Below are 19473 nucleotides of genomic sequence, written 5' to 3'. Positions count from 1 at the left end.
CCTGGACGAGACGATGGGTCCGAACGAGGCATCGTGCCCCGAGGCGATCCTCAAGCTGCTCACACCGACCCAGAACGAACATGCTCTCGACTGGCGCAAACGCTGCCTCGCCAACCTGCAGCGCCGGTCGCGCAAGCTCCAGGATGGGGACCGGATCAAGCTGGCCTCGCCGATGAAGTTCACCGACGGCCATGAGGGCGACGAGTTCATCGTCGAGAAGCGCGGCCGCCGGGTCGTGCTCCGCGATCCGACGAGCCGTCTTGGCTATCGCATCAGCGGCTTCATGGAACGCGCGTGGACCGTCGTGCCCCAGACCAAGGTCCACAAGACGATCTTCGCCTGACGCTCACCATCTGCGACAACCCCCGGCTATGAGACCCGCCATGACCCAGCTCGCTTCGCTACCGATCTTCTCGACCAAGCGCCTGCTGCTCTGCAGCCGCGAGAACGCCGCTCGCGTCGCCGCGCAGATCTTCGATCAGAACCGCCGTGCCTGCGTCGTGCGGACCGGCCATCCGCTCCAGCCCTATCGCGCCGTCGAGGTGCCGACCCGGAGCGACGAGGTGGAGATGGTCCTGTGCGCCTGACCCCGCTTCTCCTGCTTGGGATGCTGGCGTCGTGCGGCGCAGCGGACAGCCGCGGTGCGGCCCGTGGCGATGCCGACCAGCGGGCGCCCCGGTTCGAGGCCGAAGCGCGGGCGCTGGATGGCGACACGGTGAGCGTCGACTTCCGCCTGCTCGGGGTCGATGCTTTCGAGCGCAAGCAGCTCTGCCAGCGCGACGGCGCGTGCTGGGCGTGCGGGAAAGCCGCGCAGGACCTTGCCGCCCGGCAGGTCCGCAACGCCTCGGCCGCGTTCACACTGACCCCCAACGAGACCTACGGGCGCCCCGTCGCCACCGTCACGGTCGACGGCAAAGATCTTGGCGAGTCCATGATCCGCGCCGGTCTGGCAATCCCCGCGTTGAAGTACCTCCGCCACGACCCCGAGCGGGCCTCATCCTATGCGGCCGCCTACGATGCGGCCGAGCGCGGCCATGTCGGTGTCCATGCCGGAACCTGGCTCGATCCCGCGAAGTGGCGGCGCGGCGAACGACTGGAGTGCGAGCGATGACTCTCGCCGACATCCTCAGCCAGATCAGGCACGGCGCCCGGGCGCGCCGTCGCGCTTGGCTTAGCGGCGCATTGTTCGAACCGCCGCTCTTCCGATCCGGAGGAAGGCTGGTAAGACCTGCATCAAAGGGGGAAGCGATGCGGGCATTTGTAACGGGGTTGATGATTTGCGCGGTTTCAGTTGGGACCGCTGCGGCGCGGGACCGGAAGCCGAGCAAAGAAGAGCGACGTGTAGAGCAGCTTCGAATCTCCTTAGAAAGCAAGTCGCCAGCGGCTTACTGCGAGGCCGCTATGACGTTCCGGCCCAACGGGTTCTATCCCTATTGCTCGCCTATCACCTATCCACAAACCCAACACTCGTTCACGCTCAACGCTGGCGTTCAGGCGCAGAAGAGCGTTCTTGTCGAGATGCGCCAAGAGGGAGACCGCTCGATCTCCGCCAAGGCAACGTCCGTCGAAAAGGCACTGATCGATGAGAGTAAGGCGACCAACGGCGAAGGGTGTCTAGGACAAAGCCCAGCTGCCTGTATCTCCTATCTAGCTGCAAACCTTTTCGTGACGACCGCGGCCGACATTCCGTTTTACGATTGGAGCAGCCAAGCGAGCTTCGATCCGGAGAAAACCCGGCGCCGGAACCTCACTCTTCAGATCGTTCTTCCGCATACGGATTCTCGATCATACGTGAAGGATTTCGGGTTTAGAGACACGTCACCACCTCTGGATGTTGTGGGGATCAGCGCGTCGGTCGTCGAAGACAAGGTCGAGTCAATCTCGTTTTCGGGTCGTTTTCCGATCCTGTCCGACAACCCTGCCGATTACCAAGGCTCCGGCTTTGCAAACTTTATGGCGACGGTGCTGCCATCATGCCGATCGGCCGATGAAGGCGAGTTCTACCGTGCCTTTTGGGTAGCTCTTGTCAAACCGAGGGAGTTTGCCGCGAACAGCGGAAAGTGGCGCTTCACTGACAACGGAGTGAGCAAGTCATATTCCAGCTCGGCCTACGGAAACCTGTGCGGTCTGAAGGTTTCCTCCTTCAGTTCTACCGGGCGGACGATTACCGACACCGGGCAGGATTTGTCGGGATCGTCGCAGGAAGTGACCTTCCGTCTCCCCAATAAGCAGTAGGTTCGAATGAGACTTCTCGTCATTGCGGCGCTGGCAGTTGCCGGTTGTCAGGCGGCCTCCGACGATTCCCAAAAGAACGCCGTTGAACAGGCACCCAAACGTCCTTGGAGGAAGCTCCCTGATGGGAGCTGGGGATGGCTGGAGGCGTCGCCGAGCGAGAAGTTTGCCAATGAACAGGCTGAGCGATGCTGGCCCAGCAAAGGCCGGTGGGATTGCCTAAGCGCGTCGACCCTGGTCCAGGTCGGCGACATCGAGCCCCCTACGGTCTTTGCCAGTCGGTACATCAAAGCCCGCTATACCGATCCGGCGATCGGGATCGGTGATGATGCCGTTCGAGGCGGCTACTCGTGTCAATTCATTAATGGGAAAATGATCCGGGAAAGCATTTTCCAGAATGGCGAGGGCGGCGCATCTCACTCCCTTCAGACCAATGACGTTTTAGTCGGACAGCAGAGCGGCGGGGCGGTCTGGTCGCCTGACTTCGTGGTCCGTTATATGAGGGAGAACAAAATCGAGCCCACCCTTCGCTACGTCGACTGTCTCCACGTTACGACGATGGTCGTCGAGAACAGCCTGGCGACGATCAACACGACCTCCCTCGCATATGGCATGATGACGGGCCGTGACGATGCGATGCTCTATGACATGGATGGGCGCAAGGAAGAGCCCTAGGCGTCACGTCGTTCTGCGGCTGCCTACAAGTCCTTGCCTAAGTTAGTCACCGCCTGGTCACGGTTGCTTTGGTTCTGCTTGGCCGCCGCCTCGAAATCACTTTTGTCCATATAACTGAGCGTAGTGGACCCGCGTAGATTTCCTTGGCGACCACACAAGCCGACCGTGAGGAAGGCGAAGCGTACTCGATTGATGATCTGCACCTTACCATCGGTGTAGCCAGCCGCCATGCTGTCCACCGGCACATTATACCGCTCCTTGCTCAATGACGCGAGGTTCGCACGTGCAATCATCACATCGATCTGAGAGTCATCGATATTCGGTGTCGGATCATAATTCCGCTGATACTTCGTCTGCAAGAGCTGGTCATAATAGCGGAACGCTTGCACCCCGCCCTGAATACAGCCCGGCGTTCCGAATTCATAGGGTTCAGGCGAAATATCTACCGCAAACAGCTTCTCGTTGCGGAAGGTGAAGCTAAGCCTGCTCTTTTTACCGGCCACCTCAAACTTGGAATACATCCCGTGGCTAACATCGACCTCAACGCGGTCCTTCTTCTGCTTGATCTTGGCGCCGCTGACACCTGGGATTTTGGCGGCCACCTCAACCACCTGCTGCGGCGTCATCCCGGACTCGAAGTCGCCCCAGAGCTTCGTTCCAGCGATCGCTGGCGTCGAAAAGCTGATGGTCGCCAGGACGACGACAAGACTGTGTTTCATGCTACCCCCAATTCTCTGACCCTCGGCATAGCAGCATGAAGTTGGCTCGTCAGGCGGAAAGGGCTTGGACAGAATGCCCGCTGCGCAGTAGCCGGCAACACGTCTTCACCGCCCCACATCACCGAACAGAACCGAAGACCTGCCGGCGCTCGAGGCGCAGGTCACTCCGCCAGCGTCGGATCCATCCACCACGACGGACCCTGCCTGAAATCGTCCGACACGACCCCGACCGGGCCGTCCGGCTCGGCCGACACGTAAGGATCCGTGGTTGGCATCTGCCGCACCTTGGCGCGCATCAGCTTGCCGGCGACAATGCCTCGCGCCTCCAGCAGGTCCTCGAGCCACATGAGATCGTCCAGCATCGCGACCACCCCGCGGCCCGCGAGGCAGTAGTAGATGCACCGCTGGTAATCGTCGGTCCCGTCGTTGCTGAGGATGCTCGCCAGGCGCGGCTTGCCGTCGGGATCGCCCTCATGCACCCAGACGGCCGCCTCCCGCAGCTCGCGCACCGAATAATAGGCGTCCTCCACCGGCTTACCGATCGACGCACCCGCGATCATCCGCTGCGTCGGCGTCAGATGCTCGTCGCACGACGCATCGCGCAGCGTCACGTCGAGATCGAAGCGGTCGTGGAAACGCGTAGCCTTCAACTTACCCATGGCGGATCTCCTGGCGCGCAGAACATAACGTGAACACCTCCGACCGTCAAGCGATCCGACAGAGGAGAGGGGGGAGGGCGGCTGTGAACCTGGAAGGGAGAGCAGAGATGCCGTTCGCCACGTCACCACAGCCACGCGAGAGCCTCTGGGGCGTCATCGAGACCGCCGAGCAGGTCCTGCCCGGTATCTGGCGCGTCGAGACCTCAACGCATGGGGAGCTGGTCCTCTCCGACGATCGGCAAGCCGCGATGCCCGACGCACTCCGGCACGACGCCCCGCAGTATGAGGAAGACGTGCTCTGGTCGCTCCCGGTTCTCGCGTTCGAGGCGGAGTTTGCCAACGCCGCCGCGGTCGGCACGAGCACCATGCTCCAGCTTGCCCATGACATCGCCCGCAACTGGCGGCCGGATGCCTATGCTGCCTTCACCGGCACGGCCATCGAACCGCGGGACAGCCACGTCATGCGCAGGCGCGCCGCCTACGAGGCCTTGATCGGTAGCGTCGTCGTTACTTCGGCATCCGGCTCATGGGCGGAATGGGTGCCGGAGGGTAAAGTCGGCGTGGTCGGCCGCAAGGTCGCCTCCGTCGATTATCTCGGATGGCCGACCTACGAAGGTCCGGAGCATCGCGGTCTCGTAGCAGCCGATCGCTACGACAGCGGCAAGAGCCCCAACGCATTCGCCGCGCTCGACGTCGAACCGCTCCCATGACGATCGAGATCGTCGTCGGGCTCCCGCATCTCAACGAGGGGCCAATCCTGCAGCATGCGCGCCTGCTTCAGCAGCCGGTGCTCATCTCCGCGAACTGCCTGTCCCGCTGGTCCCGCGCGCGGGGCTGGCCCGATTGGCAGGGCTTCCAGACGAAGATGCTCCGCAACGCGCACGGACTGCCGAGCCTAGACCTCGACAGTGGGGGCTATGTCTGCGCCGTCCGGTATGGCGGGATGCCGTGGACCGTCGATCAATACATGGCGCTCGCGGCTTCCTATCCATTCCGCCGTTTCGCCAGCATCGATTGGTGCGTCGAACCCGAGCTCGCCGGCGACCGCGAGGCCGTCCTCGACCGCATGTCGCGCACCATCCGGGCGAACCGCGACTGCCGCGATCGCGCGCTCGACCTCGGCATCATCGACCGCTTCATGCCGGTGATCCAGGGCCGTCGCCCCGAGGATTACATCCGCTGCGCGGACGCGCTGAGCTGGTCGCTCGTCCCCAACACGGTGATCGGGGTCGGGAGCATGTGCCGGCGTGAGATCAGCGGACCGGAGGGCCTCGTTGCCGTGATCGAGCATCTCGACCGGCATCTACCGGCAACGATCCGGCTGCACGCCTTCGGCGTGAAGGGCTCCGCGCTTCCGTATCTGACACCCTTTGCGCACCGGCTCGCCTCGATCGACTCCCAGGCCTACGGCATCGCCGCCCGTCACGACGCGCGGCGTCGGCGGGTCTCCAAGAGCGATGCGCTCGTCGCGACCCATCTGGAGCGCTGGACCCGCACCCAGCTCGCGCGCCTCCGCGAGCCTGCGAAACGGCTCCCCCTCGTCGCACCGTCGCTCGACGTGCAAGCGACAAGCGATCCTTGGGAGGCCGCCATCGTTGCGGCTCGGGCGGAGATCCGCGCGCTGATCGAGAGCGGGGACCTCGAGCACGACGAGGTCACGGAAGCCTGGGTCGAGCAATGGGCGGCCGATCTCTATCGGGACCGCCGGTTGGCGGCCTGAGCGAGGCGAGGGGGAGGGGGGGAGGGCGGCCGAGCAAGCGGCGAAGAGCCCGCGCCGGACCCCAAGGAGACCCCCATGCACTTCTCTCCCGTCACCGAGCGCGTATTCCGGCACGCGCACATGGCTTGCGGCATCGGCTCCGGCGCCCGCGGCTTCAACGGCGCGCAGCCGCGCGTCGGCCATCTTCGCGCGCGCTTCGAGTGCGCCGGCGGCATCGACGTCGATCCCGGGGCGATCCGCAACTTCGAGCGCCTGACCGGGGTCAAGGGCACGGTCATGGACCTGTTCAACCGGGAGCAGTACCGCGCCTTTCACGGCCGCGGACCCGGCGCAGACTGGCGGGAGGCGATCCCCGCCGACGTCCGCGGCGTGTTCGGCCACGTCGACGTCTGTCTCGCATCCTACCCCTGCAAGGGGTTCAGCTCCCTCCTGTCCCAAGCGGCCAGCCTCACCGCCAAGTACCAGGCGCTGAACGCACTGACCCTGCGGGGCATGTGGCTCACGCTCGAGGCGTACAAGGACGACCCGATCCCGATCCTGCTGTTCGAGAACGTGCCCCGGATCGCCACACGCGGGCGCTGGCTCCTTGACCAGATCGTCGCCCTGCTCCACGCCTACGGCTACAGCGTGAACGAGGATGTTCACGACTGCGGCCTGATCGGCAACCTTGCGCAGAGCCGCAAACGCTTCCTCCTCATCGCGCGGCATCCCGACAAGGTGCCACCCTTCATCTACCAACCCCGGCTATACCCGCTGCGCGGCGTCGGCGAGGTGATCGGCGAGCTGCCCCTCCCGGGCGACCCCCGCGCAGGCTCGATGCACCGCGTTCCCGCGCTGCAGTGGAAGACCTGGGTGCGCCTCGCCTTCGTCGAGGCCGGCTCCGACTGGCGGTCGCTCAACCGGCTTCGCGTCGAGAACGGCGTGCTCGCCGATTACGGCATCGTCCCCGAGCCCGACATGCGCGAGAACGCCTATGGCGTCTGTCGCTGGGAGGACCGCGGCCCGCTTGTGACCAGCGCGCGCGCTCCAGGGCAGGGCCGCTTCTCGGTCGCGGACCCCCGGCCGTTCACGACGCGCGAAGGTTCGGGCTTCCTCGGCGTGAACAGCTGGATCGGCCACGTCGGAACGATCAGCAGCCGAGGGGGACCGACCAACGGCAGCTATTCCATCGCCGACCCGCGTCCGGGCTACGGCCCCGCCACGCACACCAACCTCCTGTCGGTGACGTCGTTCGATCAGTCGACCCGCGTCGTCAGCGGCGCGGTCCACGTCGCGGGTGGCGCGCTCAGTGTCGCCGATCCGCGCTATGGCGAGAAGCTGGACTGTACCCTCGGCGTCCTCTCCTGGTCGATGCCGACCGGCGTCGTTCAGGGCAAGAGCGGGCCGACCAACGGCACCTTCTCGATCGCGGACCCTCGCCCGGCTTACGGGCCGGACACCCACCGCCATGTTCTCGGGGTTCATGCCTGGTCGGCCGCGAGCGGCGTCCTTACGGGCAATCCCAAGCCGACGAGCGGCGCGCACTGCGTCGCCGACCCCCGGATCGACGGACATCCGTCGAGCGTCCAATGCGGGATTCGCGAGTGGTCGAAGCCTGCCGGCGTCGTCACCGGTAATATGTGGGTCGGCTCAGGCCCGAACGCGATCGCGGACCCGCGCATTGAAGGCAAGCCGCGCTTCAACAACACCTTTCGCATTGTTCCCTTCGACGGCGCTTCCGCGGCCGTCGCCGGACCCGGCGGACCCGGTGGAGGCCTTGCCGTCGCCGACCCGCGCGCGCCGGAGGGTCGCCACGTCAACGGCAAGTACCGGGTCACGGGCTATTGCTCCGCCGCGAACGCCGTCATCGGCGCGAGCACCACCGGCATGGGTGCCTTCGTCGTCGCCGATCCCAAGTACCCCGGCGTCTCGCTCGGCGCACACGCCAACAAGATGCGCGTCGTATCTGCCGCCGCCGCTTGCCCGACCGTTACGGGATCGGACCGGGTCGGCTCCGGCGCGCTCTCCGTCGCGGACCCGAGGCCAACGTGCCTGATGCGCGCCGACCGCGACAAGTACCTGACACAGGGCCACTACGGCGTGGTCGACTGGAGCGGGTCGACCGGCGCGGTGCCCGCGTCCGCGAAGGACAACTCCGGCCCATGGTCGATCGCGGACCCGCGCGAACCGATCCTCGAGGAGGCGCCCGTCGCGCTTCCACAGCCGGACGATCGACTGGTCGCCCGCATCGTCGCGATGGATCAGACCTGGCATCGTCCGTTCACCACGCTCGAGCTCGCGGCCCTGCAGGCGATCGTCAGCGCGCGCGACTTCTTCGACCTGCTCGGCGGGTCGGATGCTCAGCGGCGCGAGTGGATAGGCAACGCCATTCCTGCGGATTCCGCGCGCGGCATGGCGGAGACGATCGGCGAGACGCTGCTCCTCGCCGGGACCGGCAAGACCTTCACGCTGTCGGCGCGCGACATCTGGGTGAAGCCGGGGGCGCTCGCCCTGACCATCGACAGCCGCCAACCCGCTTTCGAGATGGATGGGTTCGACACCAGCGCGCTCGCGGGAACGCTTCAATGAACGCCCGCAGCAACCGCGCCGAGGTCCGCAACCCGGTTCTCCTGCTGCCTGCGGTCCAGGCACTCCGTCGCCTCGATCCCGAGGCCAGGGTCGCCCTGCAGCGGCTTCTCCTGGAGATCCGCGACGAAGCGCGCCTGAAGGCGGGCAAGAGCTGGCGCACGCGCAAGCCCCCCGTCGCCGCCTACTGGGCCGCGTGCGCGGTCTACGCCGGCCACATCGCCCGAAGCATCGGTCCGGCCCCACGCCGCCGGTGATCCGCCACCCCGAGGAGTCCACCATGCACATCGAACTGCGCAAGCTGCGCGTCGTCGCCGCCCTATCCGAAGAGACCGCCTGCTATACCGCCGAAATCTGGATCGACGGCGTCCGGAGCTTTGCCGCCAGCAACCGCGGCCATGGCGGCGCCGACGACTATCATCAGCTCGGGTCCGTCACCGAGGCCGAGGTCAATGAATGGCTGCGGGGGAACAAGACCGCCCGCTTCTACCGCGGCGTGACGCTCGAGCCGAACCTCGAGCACGAGGTCGCGCACCTGATGGACGTCGCCGAGCAAACCAAGTCCATGAAGCGACGGCTGCGGACCAGCGTCATCACCATCGAGAGCGACGCTGTCTACACCTATCCCCTGAAAGGCAGGCCCGCCGCCGCCGTGATCGCAGCGATTCGTAAGGGCAAACCGGGCGCCGAAATCCTCAACGACGGGGCAGACGCTGTCATCACGCGCGCCGTCGAGCTGCTCCTAGCCCAGGACGACGCCGCGGACGCGAACTAGAGCCCGACCACCTTGAAGCAAGGGCAGAACCCCTGGCTTACAACCCCGTACTGGCTCTCCGGATAGACAGCGCAGCCCAGCGCCGCGAGAACGTGGATCACGTCGCGCGACAAACGTGCCGCTTCGCGGCTAACCGGCCGCGCCGCGGACCCCGAGGGTGATACCGGAAACGTGCCGTCGCACGTACAGCGCATCAGCGTATCACCCACGACGCAGAACTGCTCGGGAGCGACGTGGAGCGTCGCCGTGACCATCGCGTCGATGACCAGGTCGCCACGCTGACGGGCTGCAAAACTCCGATGCACGCCCTCACCGACGATGTAGTGGTCGGGCAGGTTGGGGATCACCACCCGGCTTACCCTGATCGGCCCCGCCGCGATCTCCCGCTGGCGAAGCTGGACGGCCCGGATCATCCTGTCGTGGTTCCAGGGCTGCGCGAGGACGAACTTCGCCTCGATCGACACCGCGTCGGTGCGCAACGGCACGATCCTTTCCACGACCAGCGCCTGCAGCGCGTCGGCCACCACCTCGACGTGGAACGGTCCCACGACCGTCAGGATTCCCGTGGCGGCAGGTCCAAGACTTCGCGCCGTCTCGCCTTCTGCGGTGATCCCAGGCAGGCGGACGTCCATGACGCCTCCGTGCCAGCACGACATCAGGCTCAGCGCGGCCAATCCTTTCCCCCTAAGAATAGCATCCGATCTGGATGTAACTTTCTAACGCGCGTCAATCCACTGACAATAGCTTCATCTTCTCTCCACCTTCACGGTCCCGGACGGACCGTGCCGAAAAGGGGAGGAGGGCCAGGCCGATCGAGCTCGTGAGGAGCTCGAGGAGCTTCGGTATGACCTACGACGTTGCGTTCCGCCACCAGCAGGCGCTCGATCCCAGCGCCCTGACCACGATCACGACAGCGCTGCACGCCATCCAGGCAGCGATCACCGACTGCCGGAACGCCGGCAAGGATGTCGAGACGGATAGCGCCGTCATCCTGCTGACCCGTCATCTGGCCGCCATCTCCGCCGATCGCGCCGATGACGCCATGCTGCGCCAACACTGCATGACCGAGATCGCCGAGTTGCGCCGCTTCCCGGCGCTCCGGACGCTCGCCTATCGCGGGGTCGCCTACGACGAAGCGGCAAAGCGCGCCTTCCATGCCGAGGGGCGTACCGCGATGCGACGCCTCGCGGAGGCGCTCTGCCTCGACGAGGGCGGCTACGACATCCGCTCGAACAAGGCCGGTCCCGCCGTTTCGGGCGAGATCACGCTCCACGGCGAGGAAGTCTGGGTGCAGCTGTCGCTCAGCGCGCTCGGGCCGGACAACGAGATCATCTACCGGCGCGTGCGCGGGCGCAGCGACCATCTGGGGGATCGGAACCGACGGGCCTCTGTCCGGGACCTGCTCGCCCCCGACAGTTTCGCGGCTCGCATCCGCACCGAGCTCGCCCTCACCCCGCCGGTCGCCGAGCCGGCACGCCTCTTCGCCTGACGGAGGTCCCCATGCAGATCGTCTGCACGCGCACCCGCTCCGCGGGTGCCGAACCCCTGTACCAGTACCTGCTCCTCGTTCCCTTCGACCAGCTCTCCTACGAGCGGCAGGATCGCGTCCACTACCGGACAGACTTCGGGGGCAAGCGCCACGGCGGTCCGCATGCCCGTCTGCCCGAAGTCATTGCGCCGATCGACTATCTCCGCCTGCCGCCGGGCCTAGAGAAGCACCGCCTGGGCGGCGAGATCTACCGCGTGGGGCGCCGCATCGAGGCCCTGCTGGTGACGGGCCTCTATCCCGAAATGATCTACCCCGTCGTGCCGCCGCTGTTCCGCGCGCTGGACGAACTCGACGACGGGCAGATCTTCACGCGCACCGACGACCTGACGGGCCGCTTCGCCGAACTCGCCACGCGCCTCGACACCCTCACCGCAGCCGACCTTGGCCTGGACCGGCTGCGAAAGGTCGCGGCATGACTCCGCCCGACGCCAAGGCGCAGATCACGGCCGACTTCTGCGAGATGGTCCGCCTGCTCCGCCAAATCGACCCGCCCGAGCGGCACCGCTGGGAGGTCGATCCGCTCGCCCTCCATTGGAATCGAGGCGACGCGATCGCGTCGGTCGCTCACGGCGCCCCAATCAAGCTGCGGCTGCACCCCCGCAGCGACGACAGCCCCGCGCAGCTGCGCGTCGAACTCCGCCTGTTCTGGCGCATCGCATCCGGCCCCGAGGCCGAGACCGAGGGCGCACCACTGCGCGCCGTCCTTCGCGCGGAGCATGGGCGGCAGATCGGCCACCAGGCCACGTCGCTACTCGACGCCTCGCAGCTGCAGCTCGCCGGCGACGCTCCCGCCATGCTTTACGCGCGCGCCGCGCCTCACCTCGATCGTGCCCTAGCGCGCTACCGCGCCTTCGAGGCGCGTCGGTTCAGCCGAGATTGACCATGGACGACCACTTCGACCCGAGCGACGCCGCGATCTGGATCGCGCGCGGCCGCTCGCCCGAGCACGCCGAGGCCCTGGCGCAGGCATGGCGCGACTTCCCCGACCTGCCGCCGACTGCCGCCCTCGAGGACCGCATGGCCCAGACCCGCGCGCGCGTGGTCGCGATGCGCCCGGTCAACGACGCCATCCAGCTGGCATCCGAAGCCGAACGCCAGCGGCGGAACTTCCTCCACGTCGAAGGCAAGTCCGCCACCGGCTCGATCGATGACAGCGATCTCGCGATCCTGCGCGGCCGCGACGCCTATGGCTACGACTGGGATACGGCCGTCTGCTACAGCCGCGGATGGTACGCGGCCCACGCCGGATGGACCTATGGCGGACCGGACATCAGCAACCGGCTGCCCGCGCACCGCGCCGCCTACGACCGCGGCTTCTCCGATGGCGGAGGGGATACGGACGACCTGTTCGACGCCGCGCGCCGGAGCAATATAGCCGCCGAACGGATCGGCAACCAGCCGCGCCAGCCGCGCCAGCCGCGCCAGCTCGCGCCCGCACTCGCCGCACGGCCACTTCCGAGCAGCTGGCCCAAGCCATCCGACGAACCGCGCCCGGTCCGCTGGACCCGCCGCCTCCTGATCCTCGCTGACCATCCCGCGCTCGGGAACGGGCCGACCGCGGCGCTAGTCGACCAGATCCGCGCACCGCCCGAGGCCGAGGGATTGAACATCATCGTGCTGAGCGCCGCCGACGGCTTCAGCGCGACGATCACGCCGGACGCGCCACCACTGACCACCGGCCAGTGTGAGGCCCTCGCGCGCGACCCGCAACAGACGGCACGGCTCCGGACGCTCGTCGCCGACTTGACGATCGACGACATCCTGATCGCCGCCCCCGACAATACGATGGCGGCCTTCGACGCCCACGCCGCCGCGCTGCCGCTGTGCCGGACGATGGAGCGGACCCGGAACACGATCCTGCAGCAGCGCGCCCACCTGCGAACGTGGCTCGATCGCGCCGCGACAGGCGATGGCAATGTCGGCGCGGGCCACATCCGCTGGAGCAAGCTCGCCAAGGGCCTGAGCGGCAAGCTCGGCGAGTTCACCGTCCGCTACGCCGGCAAGGCCCAGGACAGCCCCGGCCACATCATCGTTGTCGAAACATCGGGAACGCCGGCGAGCGGCTTCGTCACAGCGGATGGCCGCCCGCTCGATCCGCACATCACCTTCGGCAACAAGTCGCGGATGCGACAGGAAATGGCGACGGCGCTGCGCGCCTTCGGTGGTGCGACGAGACTCGCGCCGACGCTCTTCGCGACCGCCGCCTGAGGACATCCCCATGGAGACCAGCCGTAGCCAGCGCTGGCGCGAGCGCCGGGCGCTCTGGACCGATGACGAGACCGTCATCGATCCACGCGCCTACAGCGTGGACCTGATCGCGCACGACGTCGCCAGCACCTTCATCAGCGCGCACCATTACCTGCCGAACTATCCCGCGGCGCAGGTCGCCGTGGGACTGTTCGGCCCACGCGGGACGCTCGCCGGCGTCGCCGTGTTCGCGCGCCCCGCCGTCGACGCCGTTATCACGGCGCATACCGGCTTCACCGACCCGGCCAAGGGCACCGTCCTTGCGCGCCTCCTGCTCCTCGACGGCGTTCCGCAGAACGGCGAGAGCTTCTTCGTCGCCCGCGCCTTCGACGTGCTGCGCCGGGAACGCCCGGCCGTCGAGGCGGTCGTCTCTTATAGCGACCCCCAGGCGGGTCACATCGGCCGTGTCTATGCCGCCCTCAGCGGTGCGCACCGCGGCGTCACGAAGCCCCGGATCGTCCTCCGACTGAACGGCACGACGGTCTCGGGCCGCACGCTGTCGAAGATCCGCACCGGCGAACGCGGCGCTGCCGGAGGAGTCGATCAACTCGTCCGTCTCGGGGCGCCCAGACCGCGCCCCCACGAGACGCCCGCCGCATGGCTCGCCCGCCTTCAGCGCGAACGGGTGCTGCTCCGCCATCGGCAGGACGGGCTCTACGCCTATTGCTTCGAGCTGACGCGGAACGCGCGCCGCGAGGGCCGCGACCTTCCCCGGCTACCCTATCCCAAGGTCCTGCCACGGCCGCATCCGATGCTCCCGATCTTCTCGGGCGCGCCAGCCGAGATCGACAAAGGAATCGCCGCATGAGACTCGACCTCATGGCGCTGCTCGCACCCGCGCCGCGTAACCCCGAGTGGGAGGCCGAGAAGCTCGGATGGCGCTGCTTCGTGTTCGGCAACGCGAACCCGAGCTACCGCCGCGGCTCTCGCCTCCGGGCGGCTTGGCAGCGTGGCTATGACGCCGCCGCACGATCGGAGCGGCCCGACCTCTACATGCTCTGAGACCCGACGAAAGAGGAGGGGGATCGGAGGTTCGGACTCGCCTGGAGTCCGAGAATGCCAAGGAGCCTCGCCATGGCCACCGTCCACACCCTTCATCCCCAGGAACCCGACAATCGCGTGCCGATCGGAAGCCATTCCACTGGCACTCTCAGCCTGGATCTCGATCGCCTCCTCGCGGGCCGTCTGCTCATCCAGGGCAGCTCGGGCGCGGGCAAGAGCCGGACCCTGCGCCGCATCATCGAGGAGGCCTTCGACTTCGTGACGACGATGATCGTCGATCCCGAGGGCGAGTTCGGCAACCTCGCCGAACATATCGGCGCCACCACGCTCCGCGCTGCCGAGCTGACCGCCGACGGGCTGACCGCCGCCGCCACGCGCGGCCGCCGCCACCGGCTCCCCCTCCACCTCGACCTGACCGACCTTGATCCGGATCAGCGGATCATCAAGGCTGCCGCCTTCTTCGCCGGCCTGATCGGCGCGCCGCGCGAGGACTGGGCGCACACCGTCCTCGTCTGCATCGACGAAGGTCATCTCCTTGCACCGCATCACGCGGGATCGGCCCGCGACGCCGAGACCCGCCGTCTGGGCGTCGCCACCCTGACCGATCTCGCGGCCCGAGGCCGCAAGCGCGGCATCGCGCCGATCATCGCCACCCAGCGCCTCGCCAAGCTGTCGTCGTCGGTGGTGTCCGAACTGCAGAACTTCCTTGTCGGCCTCAACGTGTTCGACCGCGACATCGCGCGCGCGGCCGACCTGCTTGGCTTCTCGGCCAAGGACGCCGACCAGCTGCGCAAGCTCGCGCCGGGCGAGTTCTTCGCCATGGGCCCGGCGCTCGCCCCGCTGCCGCTCCTCGCCAAGATAGACCCGACAATCACCGAGCACCTCGGGGCGACGCCGGAGCTGAAGGGCGCGGCCGACGTGGACGGCGACGAGGCCGCGCGCCTCCTCGACCTGGCTGCCCTGAAGGAGGTGCAATCGGGAGCCCGCGATTCCAGTCTCACCATGAAGGGCCTGCGTGCGCTCGATGCCTTCCTGCTCGAACCTGCAGCACCGACCGCAACCGCCATCGTCGGCGTCCTCCGTCGCATCGCGCCGAACGCCACCACCGCCGCGGATCTCGCCTCGCACCTCGGCGCCGAGCGCGACGCGGTTGACGCCGGCCTGGACATCCTCGCCGCCGTATCCGCGGTCGATACCATGCCCCGCGGCGACGACCGTATCGCTCGCCTCCATGCCCGCCTTCGCGCGAAGATCAGCGACGTCGCCGTCGTGGGACTGGCGTGACATGCTCGACCTTGACGCCACCATCGTCGAGCTGGAGCCCTGCCCGAGGCCCAGGACCGCATCAGCGCCGCTCCGCGAGATCGCCTTCCGGGCGAACGCCTGGACCCCGTCCGAAATCGAGCGCCTTGTCACCCTGTTTCGGCAGGACGTCTCGCTCGATGAAATCGCCGAAGTCATCGGGCGCGGCCGTGCCGGCGTCGCCGACAAGGTCGCGACGCTCGGCCTCCGCCGCAACTCCACAAGGCCGTGGACCGACCTCGAGGACGACGAACTGCGCCGCCGCTACGGCGCCGAAGCGACCGCCACCCTCGCGCTCGACTTCGGCCGATCGTGCAGCGCGATCTACGCGCGCGCTGGTTGTCTCGAGCTGACCGAAGGCAACCCCCCGGAATGGACGGAGTGGGAGGACGCTCAACTGCGCGCCGGCTACGCCCGCAGCGTCCCGCTTCTCCAGCTCGCCGCACTGATCGGCAGACCGCTGAGCGGTCTCTCCGGACGCGCCGGACTGCTCGGCATCACCCACGCCAGCCACCCACCGGACTGGGGGCAGGCCGAGATGGCGCGCGCGCTCGACCTCGCGACCGAGGGCTATCGCTACTCCCAGATCATCGCGATGATGGCCGCGGAAGGCTTCCCCGCCCGAACCCTCTCCGGCTTCGGGCAGATCATTCGCAAGCTCGGCTACGGTCGTGGCTGGGGCCGCGCGTGGACGCCGGACGAGGATGCGCTGTTGCGCCACGCCTACGAGGCGGCCGCCAGCCTGACGCCGCTGCGCGCGAGGCTCGGCCGTACCGCCTGTTCGCTTCGCTGGCGCGCCGAATATCTCGGGCTGCGCGGCACCCACGCCAATCGGAACGGTTGGCGCATGGGTCCGGACTGGACCGAGGCCCAGGAGGCGCTCCTGCGGGAGCGCTATGGCAAGATGCCGAACGACGCGCTTGCGGCGCAGCTCGGCCGCACCAAGGCTGCCATGTTCAGCCGAGCCAACCTGCTCGGGCTCGTCCACGGCTATATCCGCCCGTTCAGCGCCGACGAGACCCGGGCGCTCGATCTCGCGTTCCGCCACGGCATCGCGATCGCCGATCTTGCCGCCGCCCTCGACCGCAAGGCGTGCTCGGTCAGCAAGTACGCGACCAACCACGGCATCCGCTTCGGCCGACGTCCGCTTCGCACGCCCACACCGACGCTGGGAGACATCCTGGCGCTCGACGCGCCAACGGAAAGGGGAGGGGGCGCGTGCTTGATCGATCATGTGATCGAACAGAGCCCGGAGCGCCCCCATGCCGACGATCAGCACGACGCCCGCGATGCGCGCCGCGAACGACGCACCCGCCGCATTGGCCGTCGACGCCCGCTCCGGCACGAGGCCCGACGCCAGGAACGACGGCTCAACCGCCGCCCGTAACCCCGACATCATCATGGTCGCCGCGCCGCCGCCCGTCGTGCTCGCCTACGGGGTCGGCGTCGACAGCACCGCGCTGCTGGTCGAGAAGGTCGCCCGCGGCGAGGCTCCCGACCTGGTGCTGACCGCAGATACCGGCGTCGAGAAGCCAGAGACCTACGCCTATCTCGATGTGATCGGACCCTGGCTCCGCTCGCATGGCATCCGGCACGAGATCGTTTCGTACACTCCCAAGCGGTTCAAGCACTGGCCACCGTACTATTCGCTGCTCGAAATGGCGCTCACGAACGCCACGCTGCCGAGCAAGTCTCTGGGCGGTTCGAGCTGCAGCCTCAAATACAAGAAGGCCCCGCAAGACGCCTTCCTGCGCACCTGGCAGCCGGCGATCGACGCATGGGCGCGCGGCCAGCGCGTCGTCCGGCTGATCGGGTTCGACGCGGGAAAGCGCGATACGATCCGCTACAGCCACGCCGCGACGATCGACGATCCGCTCTACGACTGCCAGTACCCCCTTCGCGAATGGGGCTGGGACCGCGTCGCGTGCGAGCGCCGGATCGAGGCCGAGGGCCTCCCGGTGCCGCCGAAATCGAGCTGCTGGTTCTGCATCGGCATGACGCCCGACGAGGTCCGCGCGCTCCCGAGCTGGTGCCTGCGCCTGATCGTCCTCGTGGAGGCTCGCGCCGCCCCGCGGCTCCGCACGGTAGAGGGACTCTGGCGCAAGACGACCCGGGCGCGTCCCGGCCGCATGAGCGACTTCATCCGCTGGGAGGTGCTGCTCCCCGCCGCCGAGATCGACGCGATCGAGCGCGACGCGCCGCTCGACCTGATCCGGTTCCAGGACGTCGCCGCCTCGATCCCGCTCGAGGAGCGCCCGACGATGCGGGACTGGCTCGACCGCTTCAACGCCGGACTGAAGGAGGCCGCATAATGGCAACGCTCGCACCGCCCAACACCCGCATCGCCGACCTCAACGACCGTTGCAGGATGGGGCTGGACCGCACGGCGCGCATCGTCGCCACGCGCGACTGCCTCGCCACCATCGCCAAGGGCGACCGGAACATGGACATGATCATCGCCCAGGCCCGCGTCCTGAAGGCGGTCCGCGACTACCGCTTCGCGCCGGACGACCGCTCCGAACGGGACTTCGGCTCGCTCGAGCTCGACGGCGAGACGATCTTCTTCAAGATCGACTATTACGACGCGGCGATGGAGTTCGGCTCCGAGGACCCGGCCGACGCCTCGATCACGACGCGCGTCCTCACCATCATGCTCGCCCGGGATTACTGACTCCAGGCCACGGACCTCAGCCCGCCGCGACCGACAGATACCACAACCCGAACGCATTGCTCACCACATGGACGATCATCCCGGGCAGCAGGGATTGGGTCCGCAGCGCACACCATCCGGTCGCGAGCCCCAGGCAGAGCGCTGCGACGAGGTTCGCCGGCTCGAAGTGGAGCACGAAGACGAACAGCAGCGCCGACAACAGCACCGCGGCGAACCCAGGCATCCGCTCGCGCAGCGCGCCGAGCAGGTAGCCGCGGTAGAGCAGCTCCTCGACCACCGGCGCGACGACCACGGTCGCAGCCACCAGCGCGATCGACGACGCGCCCCCCGAGGCCGCGAGCGCCTTCCCGATCGCCAGTTTCTCGGCCGTGCCCATCTGCCAGATCGTGTTGCCCTGGAGCGCGAGGATCGCGAGCGGGATCTGACTGATCGCCAGTCCCCCGACCGTCGTTAGGACGGTCCTACCGTCCGGACTTGGCAGCACGGCCAGGATCCGCCGCCGGCGATCGGCAGCGCCAAGGTCGCGAGAGACGAGCGCCAGGACGACAGCCGCGCCGATGACGATCGTCGCCGCGATCAGATCGGGCGATGCCGGCGAGAGGCCGAGCATCGGCCCGGCGACATAATGGACCACCGTCAACGTGGCGAGATGCAGCACCAGAAGCCCTGCGACGATCCACCCCGAGAACAGCTTCGCGCGGCCGGTCCCCGGCACGCTCATCGCATTGGTCGCCATGACCACCCTCCTGAGACGCGCAGCCTATCACCGGCGCGCGCATCGGCAATGTCCCATCACGAAAGGAGCAGCCATGTCCGCGATACGACCCGCCACCGAGCAGGACGCGACCGCGATCCTGACCTCGATCGACTGCCTGCGCGAAGCTCGCAACCTCCTCCGCCAGGCCGGCGCGTCCAAGGCCGCGCGCGCGGTCGCGACCGCGATGAAGAGTGCCGAAGGGGCCGAGCGCCACGTCCGCCACCGCATCCGCCGGACCCAGGCAGCATGAGCCGCCACACGCTGCAGCCGCGCGCCGACCGCCCCGACGTCGCCGAAGCCGCGATCGGATGGGACCGCCCGCTCGCAACCTTCTTCTTTCAGGCGTTCGCGACCGCAGACGGCGATGGCGAGGACCGCGTCCTCGAATGGCGCGGCACCGCGCCCGGCGAGCTTCCCACGCCCGAGGCCGCGATCGCGGTTGCGGCGGGCTATGCCGAGATCCCCGAGCACATGGCAGCGACGCTCGACGCCGATCGAGCCGCGACCGCGGACCAGGTCGACAGCCCTTGGCAGACCCGCCTGAAACAGCGGCTCTTCGGCCCCTGACGCCTCCGTGACGACGGCCATCGCCGCGCGAAG

General features: G+C 67.7%; 26 protein-coding genes. 22 read left to right on the top strand and 4 right to left on the bottom strand.

Annotated elements, in window-relative coordinates:
- Positions 1-13: 13 nt before the first annotated feature.
- The 5 genes from A7X12_RS08135 to A7X12_RS08115 are packed head-to-tail and all read left to right on the top strand — an operon-like array spanning position 14 to position 2907.
- Complete coding sequence (locus A7X12_RS08135; protein ID WP_064311171.1) at positions 14-343, top strand: DUF6927 domain-containing protein; 330 nt, start codon at positions 14-16, stop codon at positions 341-343.
- 40 nt (positions 344-383) lie between these two features.
- Positions 384-587, top strand: a complete 204-nt coding sequence (locus A7X12_RS08130; RefSeq protein ID WP_064311170.1) for a hypothetical protein — start codon at positions 384-386, stop codon at positions 585-587.
- A complete protein-coding gene (locus tag A7X12_RS08125; protein ID WP_232318410.1) occupies positions 578-1111 on the top strand; it encodes a thermonuclease family protein in 534 nt (177 codons plus the stop codon). Before A7X12_RS08130 ends, A7X12_RS08125 begins: the two co-directional genes overlap by 10 nt.
- On the top strand, positions 1108-2235 hold the full coding sequence (locus A7X12_RS08120; protein WP_157105531.1) for a hypothetical protein: 1128 nt from the start codon (positions 1108-1110) through the stop codon (positions 2233-2235). Before A7X12_RS08125 ends, A7X12_RS08120 begins: the two co-directional genes overlap by 4 nt.
- Before the next feature lie 6 nt (positions 2236-2241).
- Complete coding sequence (locus tag A7X12_RS08115) at positions 2242-2907, top strand: hypothetical protein (RefSeq protein ID WP_064311168.1); 666 nt, start codon at positions 2242-2244, stop codon at positions 2905-2907.
- Positions 2908-2930: 23 nt separating this feature from the next.
- Here A7X12_RS08115 and A7X12_RS08110 read toward each other — a convergent pair whose 3' ends face one another.
- Positions 2931-3626 carry a hypothetical protein gene (locus A7X12_RS08110; RefSeq protein ID WP_064311167.1) on the bottom strand — a complete coding sequence of 232 codons (696 nt, stop codon included), beginning with the start codon at positions 3624-3626 and terminating at the stop codon, positions 2931-2933.
- Positions 3627-3787: 161 nt separating this feature from the next.
- Positions 3788-4285: a hypothetical protein gene (locus A7X12_RS08105; RefSeq protein ID WP_064311166.1), complete on the bottom strand. Its 498-nt coding sequence runs from the start codon at positions 4283-4285 to the stop codon at positions 3788-3790.
- A gap of 107 nt (positions 4286-4392) precedes the next feature.
- On the opposite strand from A7X12_RS08105, the gene A7X12_RS08100 reads away from it, so the two are divergent.
- The 5 genes from A7X12_RS08100 to A7X12_RS08080 all read left to right on the top strand — a co-directional run bounded on the left by A7X12_RS08100 (position 4393) and on the right by A7X12_RS08080 (position 9345).
- On the top strand, positions 4393-4995 hold the full coding sequence (locus tag A7X12_RS08100) for a DUF7007 domain-containing protein (protein ID WP_064311165.1): 603 nt from the start codon (positions 4393-4395) through the stop codon (positions 4993-4995).
- Positions 4992-6005, top strand: a complete 1014-nt coding sequence (locus tag A7X12_RS08095; RefSeq protein ID WP_064311164.1) for a deazapurine DNA modification protein DpdA family protein — start codon at positions 4992-4994, stop codon at positions 6003-6005. Before A7X12_RS08100 ends, A7X12_RS08095 begins: the two co-directional genes overlap by 4 nt.
- Before the next feature lie 75 nt (positions 6006-6080).
- Complete coding sequence (locus tag A7X12_RS08090; RefSeq protein ID WP_084445214.1) at positions 6081-8573, top strand: DNA cytosine methyltransferase; 2493 nt, start codon at positions 6081-6083, stop codon at positions 8571-8573.
- The gene (locus A7X12_RS08085) at positions 8570-8827 is read left to right on the top strand and encodes a hypothetical protein (protein WP_064311162.1); all 258 of its coding nucleotides are present in this window, start codon (positions 8570-8572) and stop codon (positions 8825-8827) included. Before A7X12_RS08090 ends, A7X12_RS08085 begins: the two co-directional genes overlap by 4 nt.
- Positions 8828-8850: 23 nt before the next feature.
- Complete coding sequence (locus A7X12_RS08080) at positions 8851-9345, top strand: hypothetical protein (RefSeq protein ID WP_064311178.1); 495 nt, start codon at positions 8851-8853, stop codon at positions 9343-9345.
- Here the strand turns inward: A7X12_RS08080 and A7X12_RS08075 are convergent.
- On the bottom strand, positions 9342-9977 hold the full coding sequence (locus A7X12_RS08075; protein WP_157105530.1) for a hypothetical protein: 636 nt from the start codon (positions 9975-9977) through the stop codon (positions 9342-9344). The genes A7X12_RS08080 and A7X12_RS08075 overlap by 4 nt on opposite strands.
- Before the next feature lie 212 nt (positions 9978-10189).
- Between A7X12_RS08075 and A7X12_RS08070 the strand changes: the two genes are divergently transcribed.
- The 10 genes from A7X12_RS08070 to A7X12_RS08025 all read left to right on the top strand — a co-directional run bounded on the left by A7X12_RS08070 (position 10190) and on the right by A7X12_RS08025 (position 18116).
- Positions 10190-10834, top strand: coding sequence for a hypothetical protein (locus A7X12_RS08070; protein ID WP_064311160.1), 645 nt, complete (start codon positions 10190-10192; stop codon positions 10832-10834).
- Positions 10835-10845: 11 nt separating this feature from the next.
- The gene (locus tag A7X12_RS08065; protein WP_064311159.1) at positions 10846-11310 is read left to right on the top strand and encodes a hypothetical protein; all 465 of its coding nucleotides are present in this window, start codon (positions 10846-10848) and stop codon (positions 11308-11310) included.
- Positions 11307-11774 (top strand): hypothetical protein, encoded by a 468-nt coding sequence (locus tag A7X12_RS08060; protein ID WP_064311158.1) that lies wholly within the window; start codon positions 11307-11309, stop codon positions 11772-11774. Before A7X12_RS08065 ends, A7X12_RS08060 begins: the two co-directional genes overlap by 4 nt.
- A gap of 2 nt (positions 11775-11776) precedes the next feature.
- On the top strand, positions 11777-13102 hold the full coding sequence (locus A7X12_RS08055) for a hypothetical protein (RefSeq protein ID WP_064311157.1): 1326 nt from the start codon (positions 11777-11779) through the stop codon (positions 13100-13102).
- A 10-nt stretch (positions 13103-13112) separates the two neighbouring features.
- Positions 13113-13949 carry a Mom family adenine methylcarbamoylation protein gene (locus tag A7X12_RS08050; protein WP_064311156.1) on the top strand — a complete coding sequence of 279 codons (837 nt, stop codon included), beginning with the start codon at positions 13113-13115 and terminating at the stop codon, positions 13947-13949.
- A complete protein-coding gene (locus A7X12_RS08045) occupies positions 13946-14143 on the top strand; it encodes a hypothetical protein (protein WP_064311155.1) in 198 nt (65 codons plus the stop codon). Before A7X12_RS08050 ends, A7X12_RS08045 begins: the two co-directional genes overlap by 4 nt.
- Before the next feature lie 72 nt (positions 14144-14215).
- The gene (locus tag A7X12_RS08040) at positions 14216-15427 is read left to right on the top strand and encodes a helicase HerA domain-containing protein (RefSeq protein WP_064311154.1); all 1212 of its coding nucleotides are present in this window, start codon (positions 14216-14218) and stop codon (positions 15425-15427) included.
- 1 nt (position 15428) lies between these two features.
- Entirely contained in the window at positions 15429-16832 is a 1404-nt protein-coding gene (locus A7X12_RS08035) for a hypothetical protein (protein ID WP_064311153.1), read from the top strand.
- Positions 16833-16845: 13 nt separating this feature from the next.
- Complete coding sequence (locus A7X12_RS08030) at positions 16846-17757, top strand: hypothetical protein (RefSeq protein ID WP_064311177.1); 912 nt, start codon at positions 16846-16848, stop codon at positions 17755-17757.
- A complete protein-coding gene (locus tag A7X12_RS08025; RefSeq protein ID WP_064311152.1) occupies positions 17757-18116 on the top strand; it encodes a DUF3768 domain-containing protein in 360 nt (119 codons plus the stop codon). The genes A7X12_RS08030 and A7X12_RS08025 overlap by 1 nt, the downstream gene beginning before the upstream one ends.
- A gap of 16 nt (positions 18117-18132) precedes the next feature.
- On the opposite strand, the gene A7X12_RS08020 is transcribed toward A7X12_RS08025, so the two are convergent.
- The gene (locus tag A7X12_RS08020) at positions 18133-18852 is read right to left on the bottom strand and encodes a CPBP family intramembrane glutamic endopeptidase (protein WP_147276296.1); all 720 of its coding nucleotides are present in this window, start codon (positions 18850-18852) and stop codon (positions 18133-18135) included.
- 73 nt (positions 18853-18925) lie between these two features.
- On the opposite strand from A7X12_RS08020, the gene A7X12_RS08015 reads away from it, so the two are divergent.
- Together A7X12_RS08015 and A7X12_RS08010 are read left to right on the top strand one after the other, a co-directional pair.
- The gene (locus A7X12_RS08015) at positions 18926-19123 is read left to right on the top strand and encodes a hypothetical protein (RefSeq protein ID WP_064311150.1); all 198 of its coding nucleotides are present in this window, start codon (positions 18926-18928) and stop codon (positions 19121-19123) included.
- A complete protein-coding gene (locus A7X12_RS08010; protein ID WP_064311149.1) occupies positions 19120-19440 on the top strand; it encodes a hypothetical protein in 321 nt (106 codons plus the stop codon). Before A7X12_RS08015 ends, A7X12_RS08010 begins: the two co-directional genes overlap by 4 nt.
- Positions 19441-19473: the final 33 nt, after the last annotated feature.

The sequence above is a fragment of the Sphingomonas sp. TDK1 genome, from assembly GCF_001650735.1.
GTDB lineage: Bacteria > Pseudomonadota > Alphaproteobacteria > Sphingomonadales > Sphingomonadaceae > Sphingomonas.
Note: the sequence above shows the minus strand (reverse complement) of the source record. Positions and strands in the feature narration are given on the sequence as shown.